The 21,435-nt window shown below is 60.3% G+C and carries 16 protein-coding genes and 1 pseudogene; 5 read left to right on the top strand and 12 right to left on the bottom strand.

The annotated features are described in order from the left end of the window. Nucleotides 1-4: 4 nt before the first annotated feature. The 4 genes and pseudogenes from bufB to traA all read right to left on the bottom strand — a co-directional run bounded on the left by bufB (nucleotide 5) and on the right by traA (nucleotide 12,107). Entirely contained in the window at nucleotides 5-874 is an 870-nt protein-coding gene (bufB, locus tag ABD693_RS07560) for an MNIO family bufferin maturase (protein ID WP_344696417.1), read from the bottom strand. A gap of 4 nt (nucleotides 875-878) precedes the next feature. Beyond that, on the bottom strand, nucleotides 879-1,178 hold the full coding sequence (locus tag ABD693_RS07555; RefSeq protein ID WP_344696416.1) for a BufA1 family periplasmic bufferin-type metallophore: 300 nt from the start codon (nucleotides 1,176-1,178) through the stop codon (nucleotides 879-881). A gap of 477 nt (nucleotides 1,179-1,655) precedes the next feature. Next, complete coding sequence (locus ABD693_RS07550) at nucleotides 1,656-8,336, bottom strand: calcium-binding protein (protein ID WP_344696415.1); 6,681 nt, start codon at nucleotides 8,334-8,336, stop codon at nucleotides 1,656-1,658. Between the two features lie 924 nt (nucleotides 8,337-9,260). Continuing rightward, nucleotides 9,261-12,107 (bottom strand): annotated as a pseudogene (gene traA, locus ABD693_RS07545) (Ti-type conjugative transfer relaxase TraA). 174 nt (nucleotides 12,108-12,281) lie between these two features. Between traA and traD the strand changes: the two are divergent. After that, nucleotides 12,282-12,605 carry a conjugal transfer protein TraD gene (traD, locus tag ABD693_RS07540; RefSeq protein ID WP_344696414.1) on the top strand — a complete coding sequence of 108 codons (324 nt, stop codon included), beginning with the start codon at nucleotides 12,282-12,284 and terminating at the stop codon, nucleotides 12,603-12,605. A 16-nt stretch (nucleotides 12,606-12,621) separates the two neighbouring features. Beyond that, nucleotides 12,622-12,843: a conjugal transfer protein TraD gene (locus ABD693_RS07535; RefSeq protein ID WP_344696413.1), complete on the top strand. Its 222-nt coding sequence runs from the start codon at nucleotides 12,622-12,624 to the stop codon at nucleotides 12,841-12,843. Here ABD693_RS07535 and ABD693_RS07530 read toward each other — a convergent pair. From ABD693_RS07530 to ABD693_RS07520, 3 genes are all read right to left on the bottom strand, one after another. Next, a complete protein-coding gene (locus tag ABD693_RS07530; RefSeq protein ID WP_344696412.1) occupies nucleotides 12,833-13,147 on the bottom strand; it encodes a hypothetical protein in 315 nt (104 codons plus the stop codon). The genes ABD693_RS07535 and ABD693_RS07530 overlap by 11 nt on opposite strands. 64 nt (nucleotides 13,148-13,211) lie before the next feature. Then, nucleotides 13,212-14,135, bottom strand: coding sequence for a HEPN domain-containing protein (locus tag ABD693_RS07525; RefSeq protein ID WP_344696411.1), 924 nt, complete (start codon nucleotides 14,133-14,135; stop codon nucleotides 13,212-13,214). Between the two features lie 70 nt (nucleotides 14,136-14,205). Further along, nucleotides 14,206-14,478, bottom strand: coding sequence for an RNA polymerase sigma factor (locus ABD693_RS07520; protein ID WP_344696410.1), 273 nt, complete (start codon nucleotides 14,476-14,478; stop codon nucleotides 14,206-14,208). A 545-nt stretch (nucleotides 14,479-15,023) separates the two neighbouring features. Here ABD693_RS07520 and ABD693_RS07515 point away from each other — a divergent pair. Further along, a complete protein-coding gene (locus ABD693_RS07515) occupies nucleotides 15,024-15,215 on the top strand; it encodes a helix-turn-helix transcriptional regulator (RefSeq protein WP_344697593.1) in 192 nt (63 codons plus the stop codon). Between the two features lie 102 nt (nucleotides 15,216-15,317). Here the strand turns inward: ABD693_RS07515 and ABD693_RS07510 are convergent, their stop codons facing one another. Further along, nucleotides 15,318-15,644 carry a hypothetical protein gene (locus tag ABD693_RS07510; RefSeq protein WP_344696409.1) on the bottom strand — a complete coding sequence of 109 codons (327 nt, stop codon included), beginning with the start codon at nucleotides 15,642-15,644 and terminating at the stop codon, nucleotides 15,318-15,320. Nucleotides 15,645-15,923: 279 nt separating this feature from the next. On the opposite strand from ABD693_RS07510, the gene ABD693_RS07505 reads away from it, so the two are divergent. Beyond that, a complete protein-coding gene (locus tag ABD693_RS07505; protein WP_344696408.1) occupies nucleotides 15,924-17,261 on the top strand; it encodes a Shedu immune nuclease family protein in 1,338 nt (445 codons plus the stop codon). Between the two features lie 44 nt (nucleotides 17,262-17,305). Here the strand turns inward: ABD693_RS07505 and ABD693_RS13220 are convergent, their stop codons facing one another. The 4 genes from ABD693_RS13220 to ABD693_RS07490 all read right to left on the bottom strand — a co-directional run bounded on the left by ABD693_RS13220 (nucleotide 17,306) and on the right by ABD693_RS07490 (nucleotide 20,691). Continuing rightward, nucleotides 17,306-17,680 carry a TIGR02391 family protein gene (locus ABD693_RS13220; RefSeq protein ID WP_486387607.1) on the bottom strand — a complete coding sequence of 125 codons (375 nt, stop codon included), beginning with the start codon at nucleotides 17,678-17,680 and terminating at the stop codon, nucleotides 17,306-17,308. Between the two features lie 701 nt (nucleotides 17,681-18,381). After that, nucleotides 18,382-19,551: a tyrosine-type recombinase/integrase gene (locus ABD693_RS07500; protein ID WP_344696407.1), complete on the bottom strand. Its 1,170-nt coding sequence runs from the start codon at nucleotides 19,549-19,551 to the stop codon at nucleotides 18,382-18,384. Between the two features lie 216 nt (nucleotides 19,552-19,767). Then, on the bottom strand, nucleotides 19,768-20,244 hold the full coding sequence (locus ABD693_RS07495) for a hypothetical protein (RefSeq protein ID WP_344696406.1): 477 nt from the start codon (nucleotides 20,242-20,244) through the stop codon (nucleotides 19,768-19,770). A gap of 120 nt (nucleotides 20,245-20,364) precedes the next feature. Next, nucleotides 20,365-20,691 (bottom strand): TIGR02300 family protein, encoded by a 327-nt coding sequence (locus ABD693_RS07490; RefSeq protein WP_344696405.1) that lies wholly within the window; start codon nucleotides 20,689-20,691, stop codon nucleotides 20,365-20,367. Between the two features lie 100 nt (nucleotides 20,692-20,791). Here ABD693_RS07490 and cmk point away from each other — a divergent pair, with 100 nt between their 5' ends. Further along, the gene (gene cmk, locus ABD693_RS07485; RefSeq protein ID WP_344696404.1) at nucleotides 20,792-21,430 is read left to right on the top strand and encodes a (d)CMP kinase; all 639 of its coding nucleotides are present in this window, start codon (nucleotides 20,792-20,794) and stop codon (nucleotides 21,428-21,430) included. The last annotated feature ends 5 nt before the right edge of the window (nucleotides 21,431-21,435 follow it).

Here is a 21,435-nt window from a genome sequence, read left to right as displayed (position 1 = left end):
CGGATCAGGCCGCATTTGCCAGCCCTCGCGTCAGCAGGGCGTCGGCCCTCGCCACTTCCGCCACCAGCTCGGCGTATGGGGGAACTGCATTGTCGCGTTCTACCAGTACTGGCCGTGGCCCTGCGCTATCCAGGAAGAAGGCAAGGAGGGACCAGCATTGCTCGCTGACGGGCGATCCATGATCGTCGATGGCGATCCTTGCGCCGTCTTCGTGTACTTCCACCGTATGGCCGGCGACATGCAATTCACCGACCTTACCCGCATCGACCTTTGCAATATAGCGGACGGGATCGAACCCGAGGTTGGTGGCGCCAACGATGACATTGTTGATGTCCAGCAGCAGGCCGCATCCGGTACGATGCGCAAGCGCATTCAGAAAATCCGGTTCGTCATACGCATCGCCAGCAAAGGCGAGAACGCGCGAGGGATTTTCGATCAGGATCGTGCGCCCAAGCCGCTCCTGGACCCGGTCGACCTGCACCGCGAAGTGCGCCAGGCTTTCGTCGGTCATCGGGAACGGCAGAAGGTCGGGAAATCGTTCGTTGCCGATTTCGGACCAGCTGAGGTGGTCGGACACCATGGCCGGGCGGTACCGGTCGACCAGTGGGGCAAGCTGGTCGAGCTCGCGCTCGTTCAAACCGGTCGGACTGCCAAGGGATAATCCGACCGAGTGAAAGCTCAGCGGTAACCGCTCGGCCATGGCGCTCAGCCACCGGTGGGGGGGACCACCGGCGCCGAAGTAATTCTGGGGGTGAACCTCGGCCCAGGCGACGCCCGTCCCCCGGTCCAGCGCTGCCAGCACGTCGGCAAAATGCTCCGGCTTGAGACCGATGCCACCGCGTGCCGGCAGACCGTAAGCGGGGGACGTGGTCATCGACTCAGCTACGGGCCGGCTGAGGTTTGGTGTTGCCCTGACGCTCGGTCAGCGAACCACCGAGCGCCTTGCAGGTGCCCGCCTTCACCGCCTTGAAGGCATTGCCCTGGTAATCCACGGTCGACGTACCGGCGCAACTGGTGCCTGGGCCCGCCTTGCAGTCGTTTTTGCCGGCGAGAGCGATGCCGTAACAATGTTCGACACTCGCCGTCTTGGCGGGGGCGGCCTGCGCGCCGTTGGCGCCGGCAAGTGCGGCGAGCGTCAGGAAAGCGGACGCCGAAGCGATCGAGATGGCGGTCTTCATAGAGCCAGTCCTTGTCAGATCAAACGGCCCTCATTGGCCGTCCCTCACTCCTTCGGATGCGGACCTCCAAAGGTTACAAGTATTGCCTCGACCATCCGCATTCAGGGCGGGGCCGTCGGCCTGTTCCCTACAGGCGGGCGGCGCCCCTCTGACGGCTTTGGCCATGAGCGGCGATTCTGCTTTCCGCCATAAACTGCCAACCGGCGTTCCCTTGCTTGAGCATCAGGAAGTGGCTCACGGCAGGGGCTGTACGCGCTCTGGGTGTGATGTCGACGTTGTAACCTGGCAATATCCCTTCTCTCGCGAGCGCCCCACAGTGCTAAGCTGTCGACCGGAGCTTTTCGCCGGCGAACGTCTGCTTTCTAGCGGTGAGGCCCGAAAGCGGCCATTCCGCATTCCACCAACTCTCGCAGACGTCGTAAGGATGTTCTCTGGCCTGAGTACAGGAGCCTCAGCCCAGAGAACACCTTTGGCCTGTCAGATGACTAACCAGTCATTCGCAAACGTAGGCTGCTGCACAAAGGTAGAAGGTCCTTCGTCAAACAACTGGGTCTCGGACGTCGCACTCTGGGATTGGACGGGCGAGGTAGAGCGCGGCGCGCTCGCGAAGGTGATCATGTCAGAGTGCGTCCACGACTGGCCGTTCGCAAACTTCACGTTTTCAATCCGGTAGCCATCGTCAACGACCGTCTGATCGATGATGATTTCATCATTCGTTCCGATCAGCTTCAGAACCAAATCGCGCCCGCCGTCCGTCAGAGACACAGAGACATTCTCTGGAAGAATGCCAGCGCCAAACTGGATACTATCAAGGCCGCCCCAACTCGAGCCGCTGTAGTCTCTTATGATGTCCTGACCATCTCCGACGTTGAAGAAGTAAGTGTCGTTGCCACCATCGCCTGAGAGAATGTCCTGACCTGTCCCACCCCGAAGATTGTCATTACCCTCACGCCCGTAAAGAACGTCATCACCGCCTCCGCCCGTGATGTCGTCGGCACCCGTGTCGCCGCTCAAGATATCGCTTCCAGGCGTTCCTGCCAGAGACATTCTCAGCAAGTCGGCATGACTCCAGATCGTGCCATTCGCGAACTGGACACCCTCGATGCGGTAACCGCCACCATCGACAACGGTCTCGTCGAGGACAATTCGATCATCGGTGCCACTCAACTGAAGAAGGAAGTCGCGGCCGTTCCCTGTCTGCGTGACGATAACGTCTGCTGGGTTGATGCCGGCACCGAAGAGGATGCGGTCATTGCCGCCCCAGCTATCTCCGCCGTAATCACGAACGATATCTTGGCCGTCTCCACGACTGAAAAGGTAGGTATCGTCGCCGCCCTCTCCATAGAGGATGTCGTTTCCGGTACCTCCAGTGAGCGTGTCATGGCCTTGGCGGCCATACAGCGTGTCATTGCCAGCGCCACCGAGCAGCGTATCGTTGCCCTCGCGGGCATCCAGCATGTCGTTACCGGCACCCCCGTCGAGGAGCTCGTTGCCACCGCTACCATAAAGGCGATCAGCACCGGCGGTGGTCACCAGCGATTTGCTCACCAAGTCGGCGTGGCTCCAGATCGTTCCGTCGGCAAACTGGACGCTTTCAACTCGATAGCCGCCGCCGTCTGCGATCGACTCATCGATCAGAACGCTGTCGGTGGTTCCGCGGATACTCAGCAGGAAATCACGGCCATTCCCTGCCTGTGTGACAATCACATCCGCTGGGCTGATACCGGCACCAAAGAGGACCCGGTCGTTACCGCCCCAGCTGCCCCCCGCATATTCCCTGACAATGTCCTGCCCATCTCCAAGATTGAAAATGTATGTATCGTCGCCCCCCTCACCGGACAGCACGTCATTGCCAAGTCCGCCGGTCAGCGTGTCATGACCTTCGCGCCCGTTAAGAGTGTCGTTTCCAGCACCGCCGAACAGGCTGTCATTGCCCTCCCGGCCGTCCAAGGCATCGCTTCCAGCACCGCCTTCCAGCAGCTCACCCCCTCCGCTGCCATAAAGACGGTCCGTTCCAACAGTAGCCACGAGCGATCGGCTCACTAGGTCGGCATGGCTCCACACCGTCCCGTCGGCAAATTGAACACTCTCGACCCGGTAGCCGCCGCCATCGGCAATTGTTTCATCGATCAGGATGCTATCGTTCGTTCCACGGATGCTGAGCAGGAAGTCGCGGCCGTTACCAGCCTGCGTGACGATGACGTCTGCTGGGTTGATGCCGGCACCAAAGAGGATCCGGTCATTACCGCCCCAGCTGCCGCCCGCATAATCCCTGACGATGTCCTGCCCGTCGCCAAGATTGAAGACGTAAGTATCGTCACCACCTTCGCCGTACAGAATATCGTTTCCGGTTCCCCCCGTCAGCGTGTCATGGCCCTCACGTCCATATAATGTGTCGATGCCGGCTCCACCGAGCAGCGTGTCGTTGCCTTCGCGGGCGTCCAGAATGTCGTTACCGGCACCCCCGTCGAGGAGCTCGTTGCCACCACTACCATAAAGGCGATCAGCACCGGCGGTGGTCACCAGCGATTTGCTCACCAGGTCGGCATGGCTCCAGATCGTTCCGTCGGCAAACTGGACGCTTTCAACTCGATAGCCGCCGCCGTCTGCGATCGACTCATCGATCAGAACGCTGTCGGTGGTTCCGCGGATACTCAGCAGGAAATCACGGCCATTCCCTGCCTGTGTGACAATCACATCCGCTGGGCTGATACCGGCACCAAAGAGGACCCGGTCGTTACCGCCCCAGCTGCCCCCCGCATATTCCCTGAGAATGTCCTGCCCATCTCCAAGATTGAAAATGTATGTATCGTCGCCCCCCTCACCGTACAGGGTGTCATTGCCAAGTCCGCCAGTCAGCGTGTCATGACCCTCGCGGCCGTAGAAAGTGTCGTTAGCAGCACTGCCTGCAAGATTGTTCGCAGAGCTGTCGCCAAGGATTGGAGTTGAGTTGGTCGATGGAGCTTGGCTCAATTGCATCAACTGAGAGTGGCTCCAGCTCGTCCCATCCGCGAAACGCACCCATTCTATTCGATTCCCGCCGCCCACTACCGTATCTACCAAGCGGACCTGATCGTCACTTCCAGCGATCTTGAGGATTAAGTCTCGACCGTCTGTCGATTGAAAGATCGAGATGTCCGAGGGTGCAATGCCGGCCCCGAACTCCAGTGCATCAGTGCCACTGTGACCGTCGGTGATGATATCCTGGCCATCACCGCGGGAGAAACGGTACGTGTCGTCACCTTGCCACCCAACAAGGGTGTCATTGCCACTCCCACCAATCAGAATGTCACTTCCGTCACCCGCATTGATCTCGTCATTACCCACACCACCTGCGATTAGTTCGCCATCGTAACTACCAGAGAAAATATTGTTCTCTGTGTTATCGAGGTATGACCGTTGCAGCAGTTGCGCGTGGCTCCAGGCAGTTCCGTCAGCAAAACGCACACTCTCGATCCGATTACCGCCGTCGGTGAGAGTTCGAATGAGAGTGATCTGATCGTTGGTTCCAACGATGCTGAGGATCAAGTCGCGACCATCGTTAGACTGAGTGACGATGATATCTGACGGAGCGACCCCCGCACCAAACTCAAGTGTGTCGTTGCCACTATGACTGTCGGAGATAAGGTCCTGACCATCCCCTCGCGCAAAGCGGTATGTATCATCGCCGTGCCATCCGACGAGAGTGTCGTTGCCGGCTCCTCCGATGAGGATATCGTTCCCGTCGCCGGCGTTGATGTCATCATTGCCCGCGCCGCCTGCAATGGTGTCAGCATCGTAGCTTCCGAAGAACGAGTTACTCCCCGCATTATCGAGGTAAGCTCTCTGGAGCAGCTGAGCGTGGCTCCAAACCGTGCCGTCAGCAAAGCGAACGTTCTCAATCCTGTTGCCGCCATCGCTGACAGTTCGAGACAGTTGAACCTGATCATCACTTCCGATGATGCTAAGGATCAGGTCGCGGCCATCGATCGACTGTGAAACCGCGATGTCAGCGGGCGAAATGCCGGCGCCAAACTCCAGAGTGTCGTTACCACTGTGGTTGTCGGAGATGACGTCTTGCCCGTCACCCCGATTGAAGCGGTAAGTGTCGTCGCCGTGCCATCCGATCAGGACATCATTACCGGTCCCGCCGATCAGATAATCATTTCCATCGCTGGCCATGATCTCATCATTGCCACCCCCTGCATCGATCACCTCAGCATTGTAACTACCCCAAAGAACACTCGCCTTGTCACTCGGCGTGAGGGCCAGCTGAAGTAACTGCGCGTGGTTCAGAACAGTGCCATCGGCAAAGCGAAACTCCTCAATCCGGTTGGCGCCATCAACCAGGGTGCGAGAGAGGCGGATCTGATCGCTGGTTCCGACAAAATTTATGATCAGATCTGCACCATCGGCAGATTGGGAAACGACCAAGTCCGAAGCAAGGATGTTGGGCCCAAACTCAACCTTGTCGAAGCCGCTATGACTATCAGAGATGATGTCTTGGCCATCGCCCCGATCGAAACGATAGATGTCGTCACCGTGCCAACCTACAAGCGTATCATCTCCGGTCCCGCCGACTAGGACGTCCTCATTGTCACTTCCGAAAAGGTAGTCGTTCCCGGCTCCCCCGTAGAGCTGGTCGCGCCCGGTGTAACCGTCGAGGGAATCGTCTCCATTTCCGCCAGAGAGGATGTCGTTGCCCTCCATGCCGGACACTCGGTCATCGCCGTCGCCGGAGTAGATGATCTCGTCTGCCCAAGAGCCGGTGATTTGATCATTTGCACTGGTCACCAACGACTGAAGATAGCGACTCGCGATATCGGCTGTGGTAAGCGTTACCTCTCCAACGAAGTTAAAGCTTTCGATTGCGGACGATGGTGTTCCCCATTGTCCGGTCAAAACGATTGAGTCACCTGGAGAGCCGAACTGCAACAATAGATCCCCGGTCTTTCCTACACGCGTGATGGTTAGATCGGATGACTTTAGATCAGTTGAGAAAAAGAGAGCATCGGCGCTTCCACTTGCATCGACGATGCGGTCAGCTCCGTCGCCCTTGGAGTAGATGTACATGTCACTTCCCGAGCCACCCTCGAGATGATCATTGCCAGTTCCACCAATCAGACGGTCAACGCCGTCATTCCCTCTAAGAACATCATCACCCCCCAAGCCAAACATGCGTTGGTCGCGCGTTTCCACCGGAACACGTGTGATTGCCTCAGAAGTAGCAATGGTTACGTAGTAGGTAGTCACTGTTTTATCGATGACGTCGTTCCCGGACGTGCCATCGTGATCAGTCGCTTGCCCTGCTAGCCACCTCCACCCCGTGATGTTCAGAACATACTCTTCGCTTAGTCCCATCTGCTGAGCTATCTGGAAGAGCAACGAGCCCTGGTCCTCGTACCAAGCCGTCCACGGATGGCGGCTCTCTCCCGAGTCTTCACCCAAGCTCATGGAAGGGCGCGCTGACCCTCCACCTCCGCCTGCAAAGCCAAAGGTCCCGAAGCTCGGTTGCTCAGCAAGGAATTCTCGCGCGATCTGCGCGAAGTCACCAATCAGTGCACCGGTGATACGATCGAAAGCTAAGCCGCTGAAGCGGCTAACATAACCATCATCGGACAATCTGCTTTCAAGGCTAGGGACTGTCGCTCGTGCGGCCTCAAGTTCAGTTTCAAAGTTTTCGGAATTTGGATCGAGAGATTTGAATAATTCGGCCGCTTCAATGAGGGGTCGCAAACCATCGATCTGAGACACTTGCACTAGGAAGGATACGCCAAGCTGCTTGATCAGCGACTCCCAAGCCACTTCCACTCGTTCAATCTGCTGCTCAGATAGTTCCAGCAGTGGTCTTCCGGTGAATTTAGCCAAAGCTTGCAGCCAGATGGGGGCTTCGCTGACAACGTTCGCAGAAGAGACGTCTAGGCCGGCCCACTTATAAATTACATCGAGAAATCCACCGTCACGGAAATCAGCAAAGGTTTCAAAAGTACTTTCCTCTGCAATCAGGTCCACTACCTTCTGCTTCAGTGACGAGTCAAAGTACATTGCTGTACGCAAGTCTTGTAGGCCATCTTGACCATTTAGGTTTGGCAACGTGATAAGATCGGACATGTCTGCGTCAGCAGGCAAAGTGGCTTTTACCTCCTGCACAGCAAAATCAATGCTAGCAATCTTTCGCAGAGATCCATCTATGCGGGTGTAATTTGCGTAGCTCTTTACATCATTCCCAGCGATCTCCGAAGCTGCATTTGTAATGCTCAGACTGATACTTGCGATACCCGCTTGAGCTAAGGTCTGGAGCTCGCCCTGCTCGGAAACACCGTTAGAGTTTAAATCACGCCAGATCCGCAATTCAGCGAATTTTTCGTCCGCACCATCCACTTTGCCATCTTTGTTTGTGTCGAATTGAGCGAGCTCAGCAAAGCCATCCACTTTCGAGTTGCCGAAAAGCTCGTCTACACCATCGACAACCCCATTGAGGTTCTGATCATGTACGAGGAGACCATCATCGGGAGCTGCCCAGCCAGTACGCTCGAGCACGCCATCTCCGTCAATGTCGAACTGGGTGACACCGTTGTTTAAGGAAAGCAGCTCGATGCCGTCACCATCAAGATCTAAAACAAGTGGATCAGATAGCAGACGGGATAAAAGATCGCTGATACCGCGCAGTAAGTCTGCTGTTTCACTTTGCGCATCTGGATCAAAATAGAACTCAATAAGACCCAATACGAAAGCTCCAACTGCCCCACCAATCTCGTTGCCGGCATACGACATCGTTGCAATAACAAGAAGCGCAGCGACTGATGCTGTGACCGGATTTGCAAGGGCTAGGGCTGCGACTGCAGGGTTACCCAAAATGGAGCCGATCACAGCTATAGATGCGTCTGCAAGAGCGAGACTGCCTAGAGCACCTCCTCCTATCTCACCGATCATCTCCATTATCGTTGCGTCGGGATCCAACCCTTGCGCAACACCGTCCCCCTCGGCACTGATGGCATTGCCAAGGCGAGAGACAAGAAGAGACGCCGCTTTTATGTTCGCATTTGGCGTCTGATGCATCAGCTCACCAATTGCCTGCACAGTGGTGCCCAGAGTTTTCAGAAACATCTCTAATTGTTCAGCTGTGGCCTTATCGTCCCAAGGAAAAACGCCAGCTTGCTGCTGCTGTTCTGAACCCACTTGCAACCTCCCTCTTAGAGATGTTCGAAACTAAGCCGGACTACTCCGCGTCGCTCTGAACATATGGAAGAATGCAAGTCCGGCAATAGCAATTGTCACCAATCCGAAGTTTCCATCTACAAGATACTCGAAGCTGCTCCTGCGTGTTTCAAGGCCAGTTACTAAGGCTATAGACAGAAGAATTAATGATATATTTACACTCCAATGTGCTCGCCTGCTTATCTGGCTCTTAAAGGGTAGCTCGTATTTTCTGTAAGCTACCTGGAACCCAAGCAATATCGCTATGATTATACCGAAATAAAATAGCGTAATATCACTCGCGATCTTTGGAAGATTGCAATACACACTTCGGTTAGTGAAAATATAAGGAACAACTGAGTGCAAGTCTTCTGGGCATGAATATGCGGTTTTGACTTTAGGTAAGGACCGTTGAATCATCAGGTGTGATGTAAGAGCGCATGACCATATAGCGATTGCTTCACAGATGGCCAAATATACTGGAGCCTTTGCTTGTCCCAACATATTCGTGTCTTCCCTTCTTTTTTATGTCAGCAAACTAGGCTGCGTCGTGCTCTCGCAGGCCCTGCGGTGTTCGGCTAAAGAACATTAAGGAAGCCTCAAGTTACGGTTGAGAGACTCCAGAATCCAGCATTCAGCGAAGGCAGGTAGCTGAAGCGTAGGCGGCAATCACCAAGGCGGTCGGCAATATTTCGGTCGGAGTATCTTTGCTTCAACGCCCGAAAGTTTTTGGTCTCTGGTCCGAACCGGAGCGATGCTGTTCCATTTCCCGCCGTTGCAAACTAGGTCGGCGTCACCACCTTTCTGAGAAATCGACATCGAGCATTTGCTTCTAAACGGGTTGAACGCCTGCTTACTTTATGGCCATTGACGTCAGTAACTACCCTGCAAAGACGCTCTCAAGTCCTAACGTTCCATTCCCCGTCCCCTGCCCCACCCGATCCAGTCCGGCAGCGTCTGCGACAGCGGCCGATCGATGTGCGCCGGCAGCCCGAGCTCCTTTCCTCTGGTCCGCAGCAGTGACTCCAGCTGCGGATCCCGCTCGAGCGTTTTCGCGAGCGCGGTCATCTGCGCCCGCACCCGGCCGGCTGCACTCTCGTCGCCACGCCGCTCGAACCACTCGTGGCGATCACCCAGCTGCCGCCAGGACCGCACGAAGTGGTCGGCGCGAAGCTGCGGGTCGGTCCAGTAGCGCCGTTCGAAATCCATGCTCCTGATCGCGCCAGCTGTTCTCCCTTCCGTCGCATCAGCCAACATCCCCATGTCGCGGACGAACGCTGCCCTCAGGTCACGCGCCCCATTAGGCCGCTGCTGATTCAGCTCAGCAGCCGCGGCGCGAAGCTCGGCGGCCTGCTTCGGGGTTTCGAGCCCACCACTTTTCCGTGCACGAACGATCCCGTCGACGGCCTTTGCGACCCGCACCACTGAGTCGTGGAGCCTGCGCTGGCAATCTGTTGGCTGTCGCTCAGGCCGGCGAGCAGGCGTTAGCCCCTCGAACATATCCAGCTGCTTCGCCGGCACCGATACCGCTGGCAGTATGATCGAACGCCGGTCAGCGAAGTCACGCGTGTAGTCCGAGGCCATGTCCTTGGCACGATCGCGTGATAGAGTGCTGACGAGCTTGTCCCGGCTCGCGAAGTCGTCCTCGCCATAGTGCAGCTGCACCGCCTCGCGATGCCGGGAGAGCGCGACATAGGCGGCATGCCGGTCCAGGCCTTGCGTGGCGAGCACGTAGGTCCGGTCGACGGTGACGCCTTGCGCCTTGTGGATGGTCGCGGCGTAGCCATGGTCGACCTGCGCATAGTTCTTGAGGTCGAAGGCGATGGCCCGGCCGTCGTCGAGCAGCACGGCCATGTGGGCGGAGCCAACGCTCTCCACCCGGCCAAGGCTGCCATTCTTGACGCCGAGGCTGCGTTCGTTGTGGAGGAACAGGATCCTGTCCCCGGCAGCGAAGATACGCTCACCACGCTCGGTCCGCACCTTCACCTCTTCGCCCAGCTCTCCGGCCTGGCGCAGCCGCTCGCGGGCAAGCTGGTTGAGCTGCTGGACCTCGTCGCGGGTGTGGCTCAGGATCAGGCTTGAGCGGCTTGGGCTCGCCTGGCGGTCACTATCTCAGCGCTCGATCAGCTCGGCCCGCGCCGCCTCGCGGCTGGGCGCGGCATGGACCATCGCGTTCCGGTCGTAGGTGTCCAGCGCTTCGACCGTGCGACCGGTGGCGAGCTGACGGGTGGCGTCGCGCTGCCACTCTTCCTGCTGGCGCCTGATCTCGGTCACCTCCACGGCGCCATGGCGCTCGGCGATCGCGCGGAAAGCAGCCCCGGCCTCGATTGCCTGCAGCTGCTCGGGATCGCCCACTAGTACCAGCTTGGCGCCGCGTTTCTCCGCCTCGCTGACGATCCGCTCCATCTGCCTCGAACCGATCATCCCGGCCTCGTCGATCACCAGCACGTCCTTGGAGGTGAGTCGGTTCGTCCCCTGCGCCCACCGATGTTCCAGGCTGGCGATGGTGCGCGAGGCGATGCCGGAGCCGCTCTCGAGGTTCTCGGCGGCGATACCGGAGAGCGCCAGTCCCTGCACCCGGTAACCGGCTTCTTCCCAGGCCTCGCGGACGATGCCGAGCAGGGCGGATTTGCCGGTGCCGGCATAGCCGACAATGCTGGCGAGATCCCGGCCGGAGGTGATATTCCGAAGCGCTGCCTGCTGCTCCCTCCCAGGCACGAGGCCGCGCCTCCGGGCGGCGGACAAGGCGTCATTCAGAGCTGCGGCCGGGACGGCATGGCCGACGCGGCTCGCCAGCATGTCCGTCGCGCGCTCCAGCCGCTGCTCGGTCCGCTGCATGTCGCGGGACGTGAAGCGCTCCTCCCCTCGCCCGTCGCGGCCCAGCTTCACCAGCGATGGCGAGGCCCGCACCCTCGCCATCGCGCGGTCGAATTGCTCCTGGTCAGCGCTATGGCGGTGAATGAACTTCGCGAGCTCCCGCGTGGTGAATGTGGCCTGCTGATGCGTGATCGCCTCCAGTGCGATTTCCGGCCGGGCGATAATCCTGTCACCATTGGCGCGGGCAATCTGCTGGTGGTCGGCGAGACGCTCGGAGGCGAGCCCATCCGCCACCATGCGCAATGCGGCGGGCCCAAGCTTGTTCTGGGGCTCCAGCGCGATGCCCTGCGCTTCCAGCGAGCGATGATCGATCCGCGCTTCGATGTCGAGCTCGGCCAAGCGCTGATTGACGTGGCTGGCCCAGCGCTCTCGCCATCGCTCGAGCAGTTCGGTCCGGTTCCACTCACGGACCTTCTTGCCGAAGCCGTCCTCGCCAATCTCGCGCATGGTGAGCATGACATGGGCGTGCGGCTTCGGCTCGCCGTCCGGGCCGATGTCGCGATGAACATTGAGGTCGGCGACCATGCCGACACCGACGAACTCGCGTGCCACGAACTCTCGGGCAAGCTCTATCCCGATTTCTGGGGATAGCTCGCGCGGCAAAGCAAACTCCACCTCGCGCGCGAGCTGCGCGTCGACCCTCTTCTCGGCCGCGTCGACCTCGTTCCACAGGCGCTCGCGGTCTGAGAGATGCTGCGGCGCTCCGTCGGGCAGCATGACTTCCGAATGGATGACTCCGGCCTTGCTGGTGAAATCGTGATGACGCCCGAGCCGCTTGTCATGGAGCCGTGAAGCGGAGCGATAGGCCGCGGCAGCAAGTGCGCTGGCCCCGGTCGCGCGGGAGATTACTTTGGCCGAGAAGTGATAGATCGCCATGAGCGACAGACCACTTACGCTTTAAGCAGCCACGTCGGTACGACGTATAAGCGCGCCCTCGACGCAACTTCGTGCATCTCGGGACCGGGCCTGTCCCATACGATGCCAGGCTGTTGGCCGGCGGCGATCCCGGCGATAGCTGGAGTGCCGTCACCAGCAAAGGACGGCGAACACATGCGCAAACCCAAGGACTACGATGCCGAGCTGAAGGCGCTAGATGAGCGTGCTCGGGAGCTCAGGTCACGCAAGCTCCAGCAGCTCGGCGAGCTAGTGCTTGCGACCAGTGCCGACGCCCTGTCAATCGAGCTACTCGCCGGAGCCCTGCTTGCCGCCGCTGCAAGCAAGGACGCCGCGGAACGGGAGGGCTGGCACGCGAAGGGCGCGGCCTTCTTTCAGCGCGCATCGAGGGCTCGCGGACGCGCTGGCCAAAGTGCGAGCGGCGCTACGCCGAGCAGCGACGGCACGCTGCCATTTGCTGGCGGCGCGGGCTCGCGCTGACACGCGGGATTGGGTGGTGAACCGGCGCGAACGGACGAAACAGCTGATCGAGCTTGGCGGCCTGGTCGCCAAGGCCAAACTTGTCGACCTGACGGATGACGATCGCGCGGTGATCTATGGAGCTCTGCTCAATGTCGCTGCGAAATTGCGAGGCGAAGAACGCGACCAGGCACTGACGCTGTGGCGTCGGAGCGGCAAGCGCGCGTTCGCCAACGACACGGACGAGCCTAGCCGATGATACCCCAGAGGCGCTTGGGGCTCAGCCCTTGCTCAGCCCTGCACACCCGGCCGGCGAGCTTCGTCATCTCACGATAAGCGACCCTGGACCTTGGGAATGGAAGCAGGTTCTCGAGCAGCCATGGGTCGGTGAGCCCAAGTGTATCGGCCCTGATGCGCTTGAGGTTTTTGGCCTCCCGCTTTGCGCCCTGGGAAATCGCAAGCGCTTCCCACAAGGAGTCGGAATAACGGTCGAAAAGCGCCGCCTCTTTCTCGTTTCCATCTGCTTCGTGAAGGGCGCGTCGCTGCTGAACGGCAAAGATCACCTCCCGTATGACTTCGACGCTAAGCACTCTTATCCCAATCGTCTCGTTGTCGTTGATGCGTAGCTCAGGCAGCGGCGCTTCGTTCCAGCAGCCGGATGCGGTCTTCGCAGATCGCCTGCACGACCTGACCGAGCTGCTCCACCCGCTCCCCAAGCCAGACCAACTCTTCGTCGGTTATGCGGTAGTGCTTGGAGTAGCGCGCCTTCACATAGGCTTCCTTGAGCTTCTCAAAGCGTGCACGCTCTGCCTTGGTCTCGCGCGGCCACACCTCAATCAGGCGCGGATCGATCCGCTCCGCCTGTGTGCGCAGGAAGCCAAGATTGTGCACGTGCGGCGTGTAGAAGGTGCAGACCAGAAGGACGCAGTGATAGTAGCGTTCAGCTGCTTGGTGGAAATCGAACGCCGCGTCCTTCAAGAAGCCACGTGAGAGATCGAAACGAGCGATCTCTAACCGCTTCTCAGCGCTGGGAAGCCACTCTTCAAAGTACTCCTGAGCCATCGCTAGCGCCTGACCCGGCGTTTTAGGCTGCGGCTCCGGCAGGTCGGTGGCATCGCTCTGGTAGAGGGCGATGCCGTCACGAGCGATGTCGATGAAGAAGTAGCGGCCTTCCGTTAGGCCTTGGTTCACCTCGGCAAGCGTGTGGACGATGAAGTTGACCGGCGTCCGCAGCGTTCGGGTGATCGCCAGTTCGCGGTTCAAGCGGTCCTCGGCCGATGACCAGAACTCCACCCGATCGGTCAGCTTTTCGTGGTTGGCGATGATCAGCAGGTCGAAGTCGGATTGGTAGCCCTTGGCAGTGTGTGGCTCGTCGACCCATCCACCGCGGGCATAGCTGCCGTAGAGGATGACCTTGAGAATGCGCGCCTGCTTCTTCCAGGTCGACGTTGCGATCGCCGTCGCGTCCTTGAACTCCTCGAACAGGATCTGCACGACGCGCTCCAGCTCGCGCTGCTTAGCCGGCGGCAGATGATCGAGGTCGGTGCGCATCGCTAACGAACCTTAAGAGCCAAGAGCCGCGCTGGCGAGAGCAGCGCATAGCGGTCGCGAATGTGGCCAATCAGAACCAGCGCTCCCACCAGCGCAGCCGCTCGCCGTCCATATGCTTGACGAGCTTGTAGAGGGCCTTCGCCATGACCCGCTCCACCTGCCGAACCGACCGGCCCGTGCGCTTTCCGATCTCTCGATAGCTTAGTCCATCGAGCCGGTGGGCGAGGAAGACCTCACGCTGAAGCCTCGGAAGATTGCCAACGGCAGCCTCCACCCGCTGCAACAACAGATTATCTTGCGGCTCCGCGCTGACTGGGCCGACTTCTTCGCTCTCCTGGGCCATGCCTTTTGCTCCTTCACAACCGCAACCCAGGCCGGAATGGCGGGGTGGGCGGCAGGAGCGGACCGGCAGTCCCGCTGAAGCGGTGGGCAGCACCGGCACGGCCGCAACGAAGTGGAGGACCCCGAGCGTCAAGCGAGGGGTTGCGACCGCCGCGGCGGGACTAAAGGGAAGCGACGCCCACCCCGCCAGGCCGAAGGCCGGTGTTCAACGTCATCGCGTGTTCGCGATGGCTGCGTGCCGGAGGCTCCGCCGGTGACGCGTCAGCCGGTCGTTACGGCCTTTAGCCGACGAGGTGACAAGGACGGCTCGGTAGAGCGCAGCGGCATAGGACGCTGTCGTATCGTCGGCGTGAGACGCCATGAATGGGCTGACAAATCCTCGAGCGGCTTGTCGAAGCTTGTCCCATTGCGCCTCCAGCTACGTCTTCGGAGCAAGGAAGCGCAGCTGGTGCATAGCCGCCTTGCGCGTCCGACCGCCTCTCACAAACCTGTGGCGGATCACTTCATCCCAACAGGAGCACTCCTCATGGCTGACAAGAGGACCGTATTCTCAGGATTAAGACCGTGCTTGATCGAACCGGACTTACCCGCTCGACCTTATACCGCAGGATTGCCAAGGGGAGCTTCCCCAAGCAGATTGCAATCAGTGAGAGATGTTCCGGATGGCGCGAGTCTGCCGTAACGGAGTGGCTGAAAAACCCGATGTCCTACAGCGTAGATGATCCTCCCACTTTATGATTGCTTTGCGGCCACGGCCCGTTCGCAAGACACAGGGTGACTTCTTAGTGGATGGTCGCGCATTCCCTTAGGCGGCCATAAACAGGGCCGAACGGACCCTGCTCACCAGAGGCTTACGATCGAACCGGCGGGGACCTGAGTGTAGCCAAAGTCTCGCTTGTATTCGCGTGCGGCGATCTCGGCATTGTTCCTAGCGAGACCGCCCGGCACGGAGCAGTTGATGCGTCGCTTGCCACCCTCCTGCGCGTCAACAACCGGCTTCGACCACGGGTTGTCGTCTACCATCGGCCCCTCCACCGAGAAGGTATGTTTGTCGTGATCGGCGACAATCAGAACGAACGGTTTAAGAGGTATGATGTACTCCGTGGGAAAACGGCTGCGACTACCAAACAAGGATGTGGGTTGTGCCAGCCCTTGTGCGATCTGCAAGCGCTCGAGCGATCTAAGTCGGCCCGCGTCCAAACGGACCGTTGCACCTCGACCGACCATCGGTAGGCTGCTGCTATGAGCCCAGATGATAAGCCTAGCGATGCAGACCTCTTTCTCCGCGATCCTCTCACCGCATCGCCGGTGGTTGGCCAAGAAGCTAGATTTGTCGTTGAGGGCACCGGACCTCACGTAAACGTCAAGATAGAGGCGCCGGAAGGCTTAGTCCGAGGCGTCGCAGAGACCTTCCTAGAGGGCGAGCGGCCAGAGCCTCGCGTCGTCATGACGCTGAACTTCGTCGATCAGGAAATCGCCATCTTTCCGCAGCTGATTGGCTTCTCGGAACGCCTTTATAGGCCGAAGTACCGTCGCCTCCGAGAAATCGTGATCGATTATGACCTGACTGACGACCCTCCGACGAGCCACTATGAAGTGGTTGATCTCCTATCGAACATGCCGAACGGGTTCTTGCGTGACCCGAGCTTTGGACTCGGTGTTGTGAAGGAAATGCGTCCGCTCATCGAGGCCATTGAGAGTGTTGAGGGTGTGACCCGCTTGGTGATCGGTGAGTTCGAGTCGACGCGGGTTGAGCGTGGGAGCTTCTACCTTAACGCTGGCGAGTACCGCCTTCTGCAGCAGGGCATCAGTCGCACGACACGCATGTACCAGGAAGAAAGCCTTGCAGATCGTCGTCTGATGGCCTTCAACGCCTCGCTGCACCGTGCTGATCCGACCAAGTATCCGCTGAGAGAACGGCCCTACAAAGCAGGCACAGTATTCAAGCTACTCGGCGGATCGAAGATCTCGGCTGTCACACTTCGTGGGCAGGACCGTGTTGGCCTTCTTCAGGCGCTCGCCAGCAACGCAAGTGCGATAGCCGACCGCGACCCAGCTGAATTCGTTCAGCTCCAGAAGGATATTGAGATTGTTAGCCTCGACAAGCTGATCGATGCCGTGAGGAGGCGCATCAATCGGAACAGCGCGGAGAGTGCCTGGCAATCGCTATTAGAGATTAATCCCTTTCTTCTGTCGATGCTGTTCGGCCAGCCAGTGGTGCTACTTCAAGCCGGCGCCTCAGTCGGAGGGCAGCGCTTGACCGGTCACGGCACAAAGATCGCTGATTTCCTCACAAGTAACGCGCTTACTCACAACGCGGCTCTTGTAGAGATCAAGCGGCCCAAGACGCCGCTGCTAAACAAGACGGAATATCGGGGTGGTGTCCTTGGCCCATCGCGCGAGTTGATGGGAGCCGTCGCCCAGGTGCTTGATCAGCGGTACAAGCTCATGACGGGCATCATGGGGACGAAGTGGAACAATCGGCAGATCGAGCTGGAGGTGCCCGCTGTCGAGTGCGTGGTCGTGGCAGGGGTAATCCCGAAGGGTGAGGCGGAGATCGCCTCGTTTGAGTTGATCCGCCACTCGTTCAAGGACGTGCAAATCGTCACCTTCGATGAGTTGCTGGAGCGGCTTCAACTCCTCCGCACTCTCCTCGCTGGAGATCGCTATGTCTCGCCGGTCGAGGACGACGCCAGGGCATGGGATGACATATACGAGGCGAGCGACCACGACCGCGATGACCTAGGCCGTCCAGACGATGAAGACCTGGACCCCACTGACTAACGGTTAACGCTACTCACCCTCAGACATTGACGTTGGCCGACGCCTCACCCGGGCGTGATTTCGACTGGTGAGACCGGCTCACGTACCTCCGCCTCAGCCTCAAGACGGAATAGGTGATTGATAAGGAGTAGCTCCCGCAGGGCAGCATCCGGCTGATCATCAAGCTCGCGATGTGCGCGCGGGTTGCGGTAGGCCGACACCGTGCCAGTAAAGAGACTAGCGCGGCCGATCTGCTCCGATGGACTCAAATTGGGCCAGTGCAGACGGCCCGGGGGATTGAAAGCGATGGCGTAGACGCGGGCCGGTCCACTGTTCGCCTCGTCCTGAGTTACCATTGCCTTGCGCTTGACTACCTCTTCTAATGCTCGGTGCGCACGGGTCAGTACTCGATCAGGGTCCTCCCAGAAGGTGCATGCCATGGAGGCGAGGCGGTCATCGAGGATGCCGAAAGGGATGACGAGTTCGCGACGCCTCCATGGATTGCATGGGCGGGCCCAATCTGGTGCTCTCTCAATATGTAGTCCCAAAGCCTTTGCGGCCGAATTGGAGAGGCTGACCGCACCGCTTCAAGGTCGGACAACGTCAAAGAAGACGCTTCGACACGTCGCATAACGCTTTCGTCGACTTGGACTTCGTCGAGTTCAACGCCGTGCCAGTCGAGCAGCGCCAGTGTCTCAGAGAGGCCCTTCGGACCCGCGCCGCCGTACCCGGACGTAAAGCCCGACTTGATGATTGCTTGGTCGCCGTCAGCATCGACCAGTAACAGAGCGTGGCAGGGATGATGGTCCGTGTAGCAAGTCAGGATCACGCAGCTGACCAGCTCGCGTCGGGAATGGAGAATGCGCTCGACCGCTTGCGCGCAGGATGCGGTGGTCCCTAGGGCTCCATGATACTCAAGGGCCGTCGGGTACTGATCTTCCTCTACGAGCATGTATCATTCCAATGGGCGCGCAAGGGTTTCAAGCACCAGTAGATATCCACCGGCCGGTGAGATCACCAGGCGACTGCCAGCCGAGTGCGGCCTAAGCAATCAAAGATGCTCGTTTTCATGCCAGGATCGCCCCTTAGCAAGCCGGCACAAACATAGGCGTATGCATGGTTGCCCTCTGTCATTTGCGCGTCAGTGATCACAGGCGCGACTGCCGCACAGGAATGCTGCCCACCTCGACATCAGTTCCCGCCGTCGCTCAAAGAAGTCCGTCCGGCGGTAAGCGGCTTCCACCCGATCGACGAGCTTTTGGGCGAGCGCCTTGTCTACGACCTCCTTGGCGAAGTCCGTACGCTCGGCCGCCCAGTCGGTGAAGCTGCTCCGAAATCCGTGCATAGTCACTTCTTTGGATCCAAGATCCCGCATGACCTTGGTCATCGTCATATCGCTGAGCGGCCGTAGACCATGCGTCGAGAAGACAAGCCCTTCATCGTGAGCACGTAGAGCCCACCGCCTCCGGAGCAGCGCTACGGACTGCTTCGATAACGGCACCACGTGCGCTTTGCGCATTTTCATGCGATGTGCCGGGATAGACCAGACTGCGGCATCGAGGTCGATCTCCGGCCAGGTTGCGAGCCGAGTCTCTCCGGACCTAACCGCATTCAGAATTGTGAAGAGCAGCGCGTCGCGACCGGCGCTGTGCGGCGGCTCGCTAAGCTGCGCCACGAGTGTCGGCACCTCCTCATAGGGCATGGCAGCAAAGTGGCTCTCCACCTGCGGCTGCCTCGGCAGCCCCTTCGGCACCGTGCGAAGCGATGCCTCGTGCGGGCACCAGCCGGAGATGTGCGCGAAATCCAGCACCGTCCCGATCCGCTGGAGGATGCGTCGCGCCGTCTCCGGTATCGTCATCCAGATCGGCGCGATCGCATCGCGCACCATCGTAGCATTGACCTCGTCCACCGGCACGCTTCCGAGCCGCGGATAGATGTGGTTCTCGAGGCTGGCGATCCAGCTGTCCTGATGGCGCCTGTTGCGCCAGCCCTTCTTCATGGCCTCGTGGCAGGCGGCGGCCGCCTCGCGGAAGGTCGGGACCGTTGGAGCGCTCTCGACCTCTTCCGCCTCGGGAAGACGCGCCTCCTCGCCGGCCTTGAGGCGCCTGCGCATCTCGGCCGCCGCGGTCCGCGCCTGAGCGAGTGTGACCGCGCGGGCCGATCCCAGGCCAAGGTCCTGCCGCCGCCCGTCGACCTGCGTCCGCAGCACCCAGGACCGCGAGCTTCCCGAGCGGACCAGCAGGTACAGCCCGTTGCCATCGGCGTAGCGGCCGGGCGGGGCGTTGCGGACTTCGAGTGTCGTGAGCGCCATATAACCTCTCCTGTCCCACATTCCGTCCCACACTGCCCGCGAGCGGAGTGGGATTGAGGGGCATCTCGGGAGACGTTCAGTCGCTCTTCCGTACTCGGAAGCAAAGAGACTGGGTCGTCGTGAAATGCCCTGGGATTAGAGAGTTACAGTCCACGGCTCCACCATCCCTTTAAAAAGCCCGCGCCGGTCGCGGGCTTTTTCTTTGTGGTTTGCCCCTCAGCGTTGGGGCGGCGGCGCGGAGCCGGTGTCCGCCAGCTCCTTCTCGCGCTTGATCTCCTGGTAGAGCTCATATTCGCTCGGATCATGTTCGGTGACGAACATCTTGCCCACATTTTGCCCGCTCGCGAGCTTCTGGGCCATCGTTACCGCCGCGCCGAGCGCACTGAACACTTCGAAGCTCGACTGGCCGATGCAGCCCATCGGACCCACGGTCTTGCACGTCGTGTCCGCGAACTTCTCGCGCGGCCGAGGCCGCAGATTGTTGTGCAGCCGCTTGCGCGCCTCGAGCACCACCGGATCGATCCGGAAATCCTCCTGCTTGCCGCAGACGAGGATGACGCCAGGTTCGGCGGTCCGGTCGAGGCACGGATCGCTTGCCGCGCGCACCGCGGCCGGCTTCTTGATCGGCTTGGGAGTTTCGGGCCCATAGGTAGGGCTCGCCGCCGCAAGGCCAAGAACCAGGACCGGGATCATGCCGCGCGCACCATGGCGAGGAAAATCCGCCCCGCCGCCTGAACGCCAGCCGAACGCGCAACGAAAAAGGGGCAGGACCTTCCGGCCCCGCCCCCCATTCCTTCGCCAGCGAAAACCAGCTTATTGCTCGTCTTCGTCGCCCGCGGTCTCGACGCCCAGGTCGTCGTCGCCGGTCGACAGATCGACCTCGTCGTCGGCGCTGGGCTCCTCGTCCTCGTCCGGCAGCGCCAGATCCTCGGCCCCGAGATCGCTGTCGGCGGCCGCGGCCGGCGCGGCGGTCGTCGTGACCTGCTCGAACGGCATCGGCTGCTTGGACTTCAGGACCGGCTCGGGCACGAAGGTCGTGCCGCAGGCGATGCAGGTGACCGGATCGTCCTTGCCGAGGTCATAGAAACGGGTCGCGCATTTCGGGCAGGTGCGCTTGGCACCCCACTCGGGCTTCACCATGAGCCAGAACTCCAATAGACAATGAGGCCGGCGGCATCGCTGCCCCGGCCGGTTGCGGCGCGCCTTGCCATAGCGGGGGGTGGCTGTCAAAGCCCGGCCCATGGCCGACCACCCACTCGTCATCGCCGTCGACGGCCCCGCCGCGAGCGGCAAGGGGACGATCGCCAAGGGCCTCGCCCGTCACTTCGGCCTGCCCCACCTCGACACCGGCAAGCTCTACCGCGCCGCCGCGCTCGCCCTGCTCCGCCACGACGGCGACCCCGACAGCGAATTCTCCGCGATCCGCGCCGCGCAGGACATCGCCGGCCTGCTCGACGACCCCGAACTCAAGAGCGAGACCGTCGGCGGGATCGCCAGCCGGATCAGCGCCTATCCCGCGGTCCGCGCCGTCCTTCTCGAGCGCCAGCGCGACTTCGCGGCGCAGGAAAGCGGCGCGGTCCTCGACGGCCGCGACATCGGCACCGTCATCGCGCCGCACGCCACCGCGAAGCTGTTCGTCACCGCTTCCTCGGAAGAGCGCGCCCGCCGCCGCCACGCCGAGCTCGTCGCCAACGGCCTTCCCGTCCACCTCGCCGACGTGCTGATCGACATCCGCGCCCGCGACGAGCGCGATTCGCACCGCTCCGCCGCCCCGCTCGTCCAGGCGGAGGACGCGCTCCTTCTCGACACCACCGCCCTTGGTCCCGACGACGCGTTGGCCGAGGCGATCCGGCTGGTGGAAGGCTGCCTGCGCTCCTAAGGGAG

The organism is Sphingomonas rosea (assembly GCF_039538065.1).
In the GTDB taxonomy this organism is placed as follows: Bacteria; Pseudomonadota; Alphaproteobacteria; order Sphingomonadales; family Sphingomonadaceae; genus Sphingomicrobium; species Sphingomicrobium rosea.
Note: the sequence above shows the minus strand (reverse complement) of the source record. Positions and strands in the feature narration are given on the sequence as shown.

Coding starts and splice junctions, on each gene's coding strand:
- bufB (WP_344696417.1), bottom strand. CDS start 874: ATGACCACGTCCCCCGCTTACGGTCTGCCGGCACGCGGTGGCATCGGT.
- ABD693_RS07555 (WP_344696416.1), bottom strand. CDS start 1,178: ATGAAGACCGCCATCTCGATCGCTTCGGCGTCCGCTTTCCTGACGCTC.
- traD (WP_344696414.1), top strand. CDS start 12,282: ATGCGCAAACCCAAGGACTACGATGCCGAGCTGAAGGCGCTAGATGAG.
- ABD693_RS07525 (WP_344696411.1), bottom strand. CDS start 14,135: ATGCGCACCGACCTCGATCATCTGCCGCCGGCTAAGCAGCGCGAGCTG.
- ABD693_RS07520 (WP_344696410.1), bottom strand. CDS start 14,478: ATGGCCCAGGAGAGCGAAGAAGTCGGCCCAGTCAGCGCGGAGCCGCAA.
- ABD693_RS07505 (WP_344696408.1), top strand. CDS start 15,924: ATGACGCTGAACTTCGTCGATCAGGAAATCGCCATCTTTCCGCAGCTG.
- ABD693_RS13220 (WP_486387607.1), bottom strand. CDS start 17,680: ATGGCATGCACCTTCTGGGAGGACCCTGATCGAGTACTGACCCGTGCG.
- ABD693_RS07500 (WP_344696407.1), bottom strand. CDS start 19,551: ATGGCGCTCACGACACTCGAAGTCCGCAACGCCCCGCCCGGCCGCTAC.
- ABD693_RS07495 (WP_344696406.1), bottom strand. CDS start 20,244: ATGATCCCGGTCCTGGTTCTTGGCCTTGCGGCGGCGAGCCCTACCTAT.
- ABD693_RS07490 (WP_344696405.1), bottom strand. CDS start 20,691: ATGGTGAAGCCCGAGTGGGGTGCCAAGCGCACCTGCCCGAAATGCGCG.
- cmk (WP_344696404.1), top strand. CDS start 20,792: ATGGCCGACCACCCACTCGTCATCGCCGTCGACGGCCCCGCCGCGAGC.